Consider the following 7,858-nt stretch of genomic DNA (forward strand, 5'->3'; position numbering starts at 1 on the left):
ATTTGTTCTTCATGATAATAATCATAATATGGCAACGCTGAATATTTCTAATGGAAGTGATGATAGCATTTCTTTTGATGAGAGCATTGAGACCAATAAAGAGAAAATTCAAATGCTGCTCATTTTGACTCATGATAAAATGTTGGGTCTCTACCACAAAAATAACAGTAAAAACAACAAGTTGAATGGTGCTAGTGACGAAAGGGAAATTTTCTCTCCTAGAGAGAACGAAATTTTATATTGGGCTAGTGTCGGCAAAACATACTCGGAAATTTCCATAATATTGGGAATAAAAAGAAGTACAGTTAAGTTTCATATTGGTAATGTTGTTAGAAAACTTGGTGTTTTAAATGCCAAGCATGCGATAAGACTTGGCATAGAGTTAAAGTTAATTAAACCTATTTAACTATATCTGGCACCGCTAATGGCCAGGTTTCAAGTATATGAGGTTCAACGTGATGCGTTCTGCGTATCTTCTTTATTAATTGTTGTTGGCTATCAATGTCGACACCCAGATGTAAAAGATAAATAACCTCATTTTTCTCTGACTCACCTTGGTTTAAAACTGTAATATTCCAGCCGGAACGCTTCAGTAATACATACATCCCTCGGCTGACAACAGTCAGTATACCTTTATAATTGCGGCTTCTGGCATAATTAACCATTGCTAAAAAAAGTAATACGCTGAGTGCACTATTATGGCCTACCATATCTCTTGCTAGTTTTTTTTCAACAAAGAAACGGCTGGATTCTATAAAACCATCGACCGGAAGGTCAATGTCGGAAAAATAAGGTGCGAATGGCCCTGCCACCATTGTCGGATACTTCATTTCAATAAATCTGACACTGCAAACAATAGTATCTTCTATTATTCCTAATATATAGTTTGTATTCTCATCATCATATTGGTCGCTTTCTCTGCCATCAGTACAGGTTACTTTCCAATCTAAGCGATCTTTAAATGTTATTTTTCTAAGTGTGAAGATCTCGTCTAACTTTCTTTCAGGCATACTGTTAAAGTTTACGTTAAATAGTTTTAACATGATGAAAACCAAAGTTATTTAATTAAACCAGCATCGTACACGATCTCTGTCCGTTAGTGCAAACATTGAACGAGGTAGACAACGCCATGAATAACTAATGAATGTCAGCATCTTCGTTCAATTATTCTACAAATAGCAAAAAGACAGACAATCTATTTTTGATGGCCACGTACTATAGGTGCGGTACTCGGAGAGTTGATGGATATTTTTAAGAGAAAAGTGACATCAGACGGGACTTTTCAACAGGAAATAGTTATAACGAAACATCATTTCATTTTTTGATTGAAAAGGATGTTCACGTGGACCGCAGTCCTGCGCTTTTTACCAATAAAAAATTTGTTTTCCTCGTGGCAACCTTCTGTTGCCTTCTTTGGGGCAGTGCCTACCCTGCGATTAAAAATGGTTATGCACTGTTTCATATCGCCCCAGATGACATTCCGAGCAAGATGGTGTTTGCGGGTTATCGCTTTTTATTGGCCGGGTTAGTGCTACTCATTTTTGCTGTTGCCAGTGGTAAAGCTATTGGCCGACTTAACAAGGGCCAATATAGGCAGATTGCCATTTTAGGGCTAACACAGACCACGTTACAGTATGTCTTTTTCTATATTGGGCTGGCATATACTACCGGGGTGAAAGGCTCCATCATGAATGCAACGGGGACATTTTTCAGTGTCTTGTTGGCGCATTATATTTATAAAAATGATCGATTATCATTTAATAAAATCATTGGCTGCGCACTGGGTTTTGCTGGCGTGATGGTGGTGAATTTTGGTGCCGATTTGATGGATTTTAATTTTTCACTGTTAGGTGAGGGAAGTGTGGTACTGGCTGCTTTCATCCTTTCTGCCGCCAGTATTTACGGCAAACGTATTTCACAAACCATGGATACCACGGTGATGACAGGTTACCAGCTTGCCATCGGAGGGTTGGTGTTGACACTTGGCGGTTATCTCTTTGGTGGCCATTTGAGTGACATTGGCTGGCGGGCTTTATTGTTATTGGCCTACCTGGTGCTGTTGTCATCGGCCGCTTTTGCACTCTGGAGCTTGCTACTCAAATATAATCGGGTAGGGATGGTTGCACCGTTCAATTTTCTCATCCCGGTTTCAGGTGCGGTTCTGTCCGCCATTTTCCTCAATGAAAGCATTTTAGAATGGAAGAATGCCCTTGCACTGGTGTTGGTTTGTGCGGGGATCATTTTGGTTAATCGAATAAAACAGAATAAAACAGAATAACGAGTAAAGAATAAATAGTTCAGAGTTATTAATGTGGGGGATGTATTAGCCTTAATTGAATTTGAGATATTAGGGCTAATACCAGCAGTTAAATGTCTTTTAACAATTTTAGCGTGTAACGATTTTTTCGATGTCGATAGAAAGCAAAGTGGCATTGGTTGGCTATAATAAACATGCGCTTGATAAAGATATAAGTATCGTGTCCATTATTTCTTGAAGGTGACCTATGCTACATGTTGACATTCCAAGTCGTGAAGAATTTCTTAGTCTTTCTGATGTACGCTCCGATGCCTGCGTTTCCATCTATCTTGAAACATCACCGTTACATCAACAGTTAGCTGGCAGTAAAATCCAGTTGGGGAACTTAATAAAAGAGGCATTACAACAGCTTGAGGCGGTAAACTTTGATAAACGGCGTCTGGCTTTATTGGAAGAAGAGTTATATTCCGTATTAGAGGATGAGTCATTCTGGGATCTGCATGCTTACAGCCTCGCAATACTTGCGACGCCTGATACTTTGCGAACCTACCGTTTGGCTAATAAACTGCAAGACCAAGTAGAGATCAGTGAGCGTTTCCACCTCAAACCGTTACTACGCGCACTGACATTTCCACACTCCGCTTATATTCTGGCATTATCAGAAAATGAAGTGCGTTTGATTGAGTTTTTTGCCGATGCACCACCCGCTATCGTTTCTGTTCCCAACCTACCTGACAATGTGTTAAATGCAGTAGGTAAAGCTTCATTAAATGCACGTAAGTATGATGGCGTACATGAAAAAGTAAGGCTCGCACAATATACCCGGCAAATAGATAATGCCCTGCGGCCATTATTTGCCCGTCATAACTACCCGCTTATTTTAGTCAGTACTGAACCTTTGACGTCAATTTATCGGGCGACAAATTCATTATCAAATCTGGTGGATGAAACGTTATCTACCAATGCAGAACATCTTAATATTTCGGAACTTACCACATTAGCGCGCCCGGTATTGGACAATTTCTATCGGGCGCAAATAGAGGGGCTGAAGCCGTTATTTGAACAGCGCGCAGGAGAACGTCGAGTCACTCATGATTTGTCGGATGCCGCACGGGCGGCAACGTTCGGTGCTATTGATTTATTACTGGTTGATATTGAAAGCCAAGTCCCAGGGACTATCAATGATCAGGGTATTATTACTTTTGCGTCAGAAGATGATGCTCTGACATATGGGGTTATCGATGAGATTGCCAGACGTGCATTGGCAACCGGAGCACGAGTTTTGGCGGTGCGGGAAAGCGATTTAGCCGGTAAGCAGTTGAGCGCTATATTGCGTTATCCACTTTAAATTGTCTTAATTAATCAACAGGGTCGCATAGGCCCTGTTGCACTTAGCGCTTATTCAGCCAGATATTGGCGCAGTGTATTGAGTAAATGATCGAATACCACGCGGACTCGCTGGGTATTGCGTAGATCTTCATGCATCACCAGCCAAAACTCCAGTGGATACGAGAATTCTTGTGCTAACACCCGCACTAACCCAGATTGACGAGCTATGGGTTCATGGCAGGCACCAATGCCCAAACCGCTGCGTATTGCCGCCAATTGTGCCAAATGGCTATCAGTACGTAGGCGGTATTGGTGCGGTTCAAAATCGACTCCCTGCTCACGCAGAACCTGGACATCATGGGTGTTACGATCCGGGCCGATTAACGCGTGAAACGCTAATGCCCCGAGACTCTGCGGCATACCATGGCGCTCAATATAATCTTCAGTAGCAAACAGCCCAACTTCGCAATAACCCGCCCGTTGCGCAATAACTGGCGACGCTTTGGGGCGTAAGGTTCTTACTGCAATATCGGCTTCCTGGCGGGTTAACCCCTCTATCTTGCTACCCAGACTTAATTCCAGCACCAGCTCAGGATAGTGTAAGCGCAGAGATTCTAAGCGTTGCGGCAGGATTTCAACGCCAAGTAATTCACTGGTGGCAATGCGCACGGTATCTTTAGCTGACCCAATATCGGCGCAGGCGGCTCGTACAAAAGCGTCGGCAGCGGTGGCCATTTCCAAGGCATGGGGTAACAGTGCCCGCGCTGTTTCCGTTGGGATTAATCCAGTGGACGTGCGGTTAAACAATTTTTGCCCAAGGCATTGTTCCAGCGACTCAATATGCCGGCGGGCTGTCGGTTGCGAAACATTCAGACTCCGTGCGGCGGCAGATAAACTGCCTTCACGCATAATGGCCAGAAATGTACGCTGGTTATCCCAATCAGCAGGAGGTAGATTCATAAAATTGATACTGTCAGATGGTCATAAATAGACAATTTCATTGCGTTCCCCTGTACGGTATCCCTATCACTTATTCATCATAACATCAGGCTTTATCGGTAACGATTTTCACCCCGACCCGACTTACCCGATCCGATTCCATTTCGGCAATCGTCCAGGTCAAGCCATCCCACTCAATCTGATCGCCAATAACCGGCTCTCCACCAAATAAATAGAGGACGAATTGGCCCAATGTCTGCTGTTTATCGATTCCGGGTTCCAGATTAAGGCCATAAATCTGAGAGATATCGTGGAGCTTGGCATCGGCATCAAGAATAAAGTCACCAAAGAAGCGTTCATCCAGTTGGATATTGGGTGACTGACTAAACAGTTTTCCCAATGCTGGTAGGTCGTGTTCCTGACCGATAACACACAAGATGTCACCTTCTTTCAGACGGGTACTGCCGGTGGGGTGCAATAAGTCTTTACCACGAAACAGCGCCGCAATACGTGTCCCTTTAGGCATTTTCAAATCGCGCAGCGCAGCACCGATACACCACTTGTCACAACTCAACTGGTAAATAAACTGTTCCCATTGGTTATTCATATCAATATCTAACCCAATGCGCGAGACCGGTGCTAGTGCTGGAGGCACCACCAATTTAGTTTTACGTGCGGCAAATGACAGGCTGGTGCCCTGTAGCAGCAGTGATACCAGCACGACAAAAAAGGCCACATTGAAAAATAAATTCGCGTTGGGAATACCGGCCATCATCGGGAATACGGCTAGAATAACCGGCACTGCGCCGCGTAAACCCACCCAGGAAATAAAGATCCGTTCACGCAGATTAAAGCTTGGGAACGGCAGTAAACCAATGAACACCGACAGTGGTCGGGCGAACAAAATCATCCACAATGAGAGGAGCAGCGCTGGGATCGCTATCGGCAATAGGTCACTTGGATTAAGCAACAGCCCCAATACCAGGAACATCCCGATTTGACTCAGCCATGCCAGCCCATCGAAAGTTTGTAATATACCGGAGCGGTTGCGGATAGGGCGGTTACCCAGTAATAGCCCGCAGAGATATACTGCCAGAATACCACTGCCGTTCATGGCCGTTGCCAATGAGAAAACCAGAATCCCACCACTGACTGCCAGCAGGGGATATAAACCATTCGCTAGCTCTATTCGGTTTATAAAGAGCAGCAGTAAACCGCCACCGCCTAACCCGATGATAATTCCCAGACCAAACTGTTGGATTAAGTGCACCAGGAACATCCAACTGAGGCTGGTTTCACCTGCGGAGATCATGGCAATCAAGGTAACGGTTAAAAACACCGCCATGGGATCATTGCTGCCTGATTCGATCTCTAAAGTGGCACTGACGCGCTCGTTGAGACCTTTACCCCCAAGCAGTGAGAATACCGCAGCGGCATCGGTCGAGCCAATAATCGCACCAATGAGCAGCCCTTGAATAATATCTAAATCGAACAGCCAGGCCGCAGCCAGGCCCGTCAGGCCAGCAGTAATCACCACCCCGACGGTTGCTAAAGAGAGCGCAGGCCACAGAGCAACACGGAATGATGAAGCTCGAGTGCGCATCCCGCCATCTAGCAGGATAACCGCCAACGCCAGGTTACTGACCAGATACGCCACTGGGTAGTTATCGAAAGCAATCCCGCCAATACCGTCACCACCTGCCAGCATACCGATGGCCAGAAAGATAACCAGAATCGGAATACCCAGCCGGGAAGAGAGTGAACTCAGTAAAATACTGGCTCCCACCAGCACTGCGCCGATCAAAAAGAGGCTATTAATTGCGATGGCGTCCAAGGTGGGAGTTCTCCTGATTTAAGGCGAAAATAAATGAATAACAGGCCAAAGTTATAAAAAATTATTATACACAGATTTATCTCATCTAATGCGAAGAGATGACCTAATTCAATGTGTTAAATCAGCATTTTTTTAGTTCATAGCGTTGTGGCACTTACTCACTTGAACCACTGATTTTGTCAGTTCTTTGGAATGGAGTCATTTGCAGCTTTGCTGAAATGTCAAAGATATTAAGTCTATATAATGATTAAAATTATGAGGATAAAAGAGGGGTCGCTCACCTTTAATTGCCCAGCGGGGAATCAAGGGTGAGCGTTGGATAGTAGAACTAGTCGCGTTTGAGTGTTACCAGCGCTCTTCTCAGTGCTTCTGCTGTCGGTGCTTTTTCCTGTTCAGGAAGATTATCGACAGAAAGCTGTGACAGTTCGTTAACTAATACGCTGCGATCTTTTCCGGTGATTGCGCTGTCCAGCGCTCCGCTAAGGCGGCTAACCAAGGCAAACAGGGTAGCGAACTCGGTGACTGCAACAGCATCAGACTTGGGATTATTCTCAGTAGATTCTTGCTTTTTCATCACAATTCCTCTTTTTGTTGTCACTGCAAGTGAAACAAATCCTGATAAGGAATCAACAGGATAGTTGCTCTGAAAGCAGAGCAAGCAGTGAGGCATTAGCCATCCCGCCATCTACATGATGGTTTCACAGTGTAGCCGTTTTATCGCTTAAGCGGTATGCCGATATTCATATCGCTTAGCAATAACATTATTCGTTTGAATAATAATTTGATTACACCGTTTGCTGCTGCGGCTTGCCAGAAAATAAGAATTTCAGCAATGGAATACGGCGATGAATCTCATATAACATGAATGAAATCAGGCAAACAAAGGCCATGCCCACTACAAAGCCAAGGCCATTATTGTCAATTTGCGGCGTAATAAAGGCACCATAAATCAAGGTTAGCGGATGATGCACCAGGTAGATGAAAAGTGAGGCATTAACCAGATAGGTGATACGTGGTGAGGGGTAGTTTAATAACCGGTACCCAATAGAGTAGACCACATTGGTCATGGTCACGCCCATCAATGCCTTGATGATAAGATCCAGCTCAAAGGCAAAAAACTCAGCAGTATTAATATGTTGGTTTATCGAATAGGCGATGAATAACAACACAGAGGCCAAAAATGCACCAGGTGAAAAGGTAAGAAATACCCGTTTGAGTGGCGGATAGATAAAGCTGTAAGCACCCAATAGAAAGAAAGGTAGATAAAACAAAGTCTCCATAACAAAGAAATTGAAGACACTATTAAAGAGTATTTCCGGGTTAAGAAGAAATATTATTCTACGAATGACCGCGTAGATTAATACAAAGCCAAACAATGATAGTGAGATTTTTCCTATATTATTCATTTCCTTTATCAACACTGGAACTGACTGTTGGTTATTCTTGATTTTTTTGAACAGATAAAAACAGATTGTCGTCAGCAATGCGAGGGTTAACAA

Annotated in this window: 8 protein-coding genes; 3 read left to right on the top strand and 5 right to left on the bottom strand. The window is 43.9% G+C overall.

The features are described 5' to 3' along the window. A partial coding sequence (locus V1952_RS18005; protein WP_420075249.1) for a helix-turn-helix transcriptional regulator occupies nt 1-406 on the top strand: 406 nt, incomplete at its 5' end. Here V1952_RS18005 and V1952_RS18010 read toward each other — a convergent pair. Beyond that, the gene (locus V1952_RS18010) at nt 399-1,043 is read right to left on the bottom strand and encodes an acyl-homoserine-lactone synthase (RefSeq protein ID WP_372559298.1); all 645 of its coding nucleotides are present in this window, start codon (nt 1,041-1,043) and stop codon (nt 399-401) included. The two genes, V1952_RS18005 and V1952_RS18010, sit on opposite strands and share 8 nt — an antisense overlap. Before the next feature lie 299 nt (nt 1,044-1,342). Here V1952_RS18010 and V1952_RS18015 point away from each other — a divergent pair, with 299 nt between their 5' ends. After that, nucleotides 1,343-2,278 carry a DMT family transporter gene (locus V1952_RS18015; RefSeq protein WP_372559297.1) on the top strand — a complete coding sequence of 312 codons (936 nt, stop codon included), beginning with the start codon at nt 1,343-1,345 and terminating at the stop codon, nt 2,276-2,278. 226 nt (nt 2,279-2,504) lie between these two features. Beyond that, complete coding sequence (locus V1952_RS18020) at nt 2,505-3,605, top strand: hypothetical protein (RefSeq protein ID WP_420075250.1); 1,101 nt, start codon at nt 2,505-2,507, stop codon at nt 3,603-3,605. 50 nt (nt 3,606-3,655) lie between these two features. Here V1952_RS18020 and V1952_RS18025 read toward each other — a convergent pair whose 3' ends face one another. The 4 genes from V1952_RS18025 to V1952_RS18040 all read right to left on the bottom strand — a co-directional run. After that, nucleotides 3,656-4,546 (bottom strand): LysR family transcriptional regulator, encoded by an 891-nt coding sequence (locus V1952_RS18025; protein WP_420075251.1) that lies wholly within the window; start codon nt 4,544-4,546, stop codon nt 3,656-3,658. Nucleotides 4,547-4,631: 85 nt separating this feature from the next. After that, nucleotides 4,632-6,359, bottom strand: coding sequence for a potassium/proton antiporter (locus V1952_RS18030; RefSeq protein WP_083158494.1), 1,728 nt, complete (start codon nt 6,357-6,359; stop codon nt 4,632-4,634). Between the two features lie 328 nt (nt 6,360-6,687). Next, nucleotides 6,688-6,933 (bottom strand): hypothetical protein, encoded by a 246-nt coding sequence (locus tag V1952_RS18035; RefSeq protein WP_193784638.1) that lies wholly within the window; start codon nt 6,931-6,933, stop codon nt 6,688-6,690. Nucleotides 6,934-7,144: 211 nt separating this feature from the next. After that, a partial coding sequence (locus V1952_RS18040; protein WP_420075252.1) for an acyltransferase family protein occupies nt 7,145-7,858 on the bottom strand: 714 nt, incomplete at its 5' end.

This window comes from Yersinia sp. 2542 StPb PI, assembly GCF_048593855.1.
Lineage (GTDB): Bacteria > Pseudomonadota > Gammaproteobacteria > Enterobacterales > Enterobacteriaceae > Yersinia > Yersinia enterocolitica_E.